1 protein-coding gene is annotated in these 1983 nt (G+C 63.1%); it reads left to right on the top strand.

Annotated elements, in window-relative coordinates:
* On the top strand, window positions 1–1903 hold a 1903-nt coding region (locus AC629_RS44380; protein ID WP_084810828.1), incomplete at its 5' end, for a recombinase family protein.
* Window positions 1904–1983: the final 80 nt, after the last annotated feature.

Raw genomic sequence — 1983 nt, 5'->3', positions numbered from 1 at the left:
TGATGATCTCGGGCGTTCAGCCGCCGGCGGGGTACAACGCGCCGGTTTTGAGCGGATGGTAGCGGAGGTTTGCCTCGGTAAGGTTGGTGCGGTTTGCGCCCGCGAGGTCTCGCGCTTCGCTCGCAACAGCCGCGATTGGCAGCAACTCATCGAGATGTGCCGCGTGGTCGATACCGTTCTGGTCGATCAGGAGACCATCTATGCGCCGAGGCACGGCAACGACCGCCTGCTGCTCGGGCTCAAGGGCAGCCTCAACGAGTACGAGCTGGATCTGTTGCGCCAGCGCTCGCTTTCGGCCCGCTACGAGAAGGCGCGCCGGGGCGAGCTGGTTGTGGCAGCGCCCGTCGGCTTCGTGAAGGCTGGCGACCGTTATGAGAAGGATCCGGATCGGCGTGTCCAGGAAGCGATCAAGCTGGTGTTCGACAAGGTCGAGGAACTGGGCAGTGCCAGACAGGCGCTCTGCTGGCTCCACGAGTACAACCTCGATCTGCCGGTGAAGCAGTCCAACGGCGACACGGCCTGGCGGCAACCGAGTTACTCCACCATCCACCGGATCATTGAGAACCCGGTCTACGGCGGCGCCTATGCTTATGGTAAGACGGCTGTGGCGGCCGGATACACCGCCGAGGGCGTAAGCGTGAAGATCCGCCGCAAGAGGCGGAACGAATGGTTGACGTTGAAGCCCAATACCCACGACGGGTATGTGAGCTGGGAGAGGTTCGAGGCGATCCGCGCCATGGTCAGCAGCAACGTTCCCACTGGTCGACATCACGGCGCGCCCAAGCATGGAGACACGCTGCTGCCCGGTCTGATTCGGTGCAAGCGCTGTGGCCGCAAGCTCACAGTCCGGTACACAGGCATGAAGCACCATATCCCGCGTTACAGCTGCAGCCGCGCCTGGATGGACAATGGCGGCCCTCTCTGCCTCTCCTTCGGCGGATTACGCGTCGATGATGCAATCGAGGAAGCACTGCTTGGGGTTGTCGGCCCAGGCGCTATCGCCGCTGCAACCGCTGCCGCCAAGGAAACCGAAGAACGACAGGATCAGGTGCGCGATGCTCTCAGTCGCGATCTGCAAGCGGCGCGCTATGCCGCAGACCGGGCTTTCCGGCAATACGATGCCGCCGACCCCGCGAACCGGCTCGTGGCGAGTGAACTTGAAGCGCGCTGGAACGGGGCGCTCGCTCACGCGGCGGAGGTCGAAGGCAAGATCGCTATGCATGATGCGGCGACGCCCGCATCCATTGCTGATCCAGCTTCGCTCGGCGTTCTGGCCTCAAACCTCAAAACGGTCTGGGATGCGCCGACGACGGATGCCCGCCTCAAGAAGCGCATTGTGCGCACCCTCATCCATGAGGTCGTGGCCGACATCGACGATGCGGCCTCCGAGATCGTCCTCATCGTCCACTGGGTCGGCGGCGTGCACAGCGAGATACGCCTGCCCAAGCGCCGGCGCGGCCAGCGTAACAGCACCTCCGCCAACATTATCGAGGCTGTGCGCCGACTGGTGCTGATTGCTGGCGACGATCTGATCGCCGGCCTCCTCAACCGCAACGGCCTCAAGACGGGCAACGGCAATCGTTGGACCCGCGAGCGCGTCACGTCGCTACGCTCCTATCACCACATCCCGGTATTTAAGCCCGCCGATGACGGGATCGAACCCTGGCTCAACCTTAGCCACGCCGCAAAGCTCCTGAAGATCGCGCCCAAGACGCTCCGCCTGGCCGCTGAAGCCGGCGAGATCGAGGCCCTCCATCCGCTGTCGGACGGCCCGTGGATCTTCGCCCGCGCCTCGCTGATAACAACTGCTGCTCAATCTATCGCCGAACGAGCGCGACAGAACCCAAAATACCCCACGGGATCGCATCCCAATCAGCAAAGTCTCTTCTCTTCAACAACATAGACAGATGGGTGTTCTGATGCGCGGTTGTAGACTTCCCGCCAGGCGTCGAAGGCGCGCTGTGTCTCTGCGAGATCGCGAAA

This window comes from Bradyrhizobium sp. NAS80.1 (genome assembly GCF_001908205.1).
Classification (GTDB): domain Bacteria; phylum Pseudomonadota; class Alphaproteobacteria; order Rhizobiales; family Xanthobacteraceae; genus Bradyrhizobium.
The sequence above is the reverse complement of the archived record's forward strand: the minus strand, read 5'-3'. Positions and strand labels throughout refer to the sequence as shown.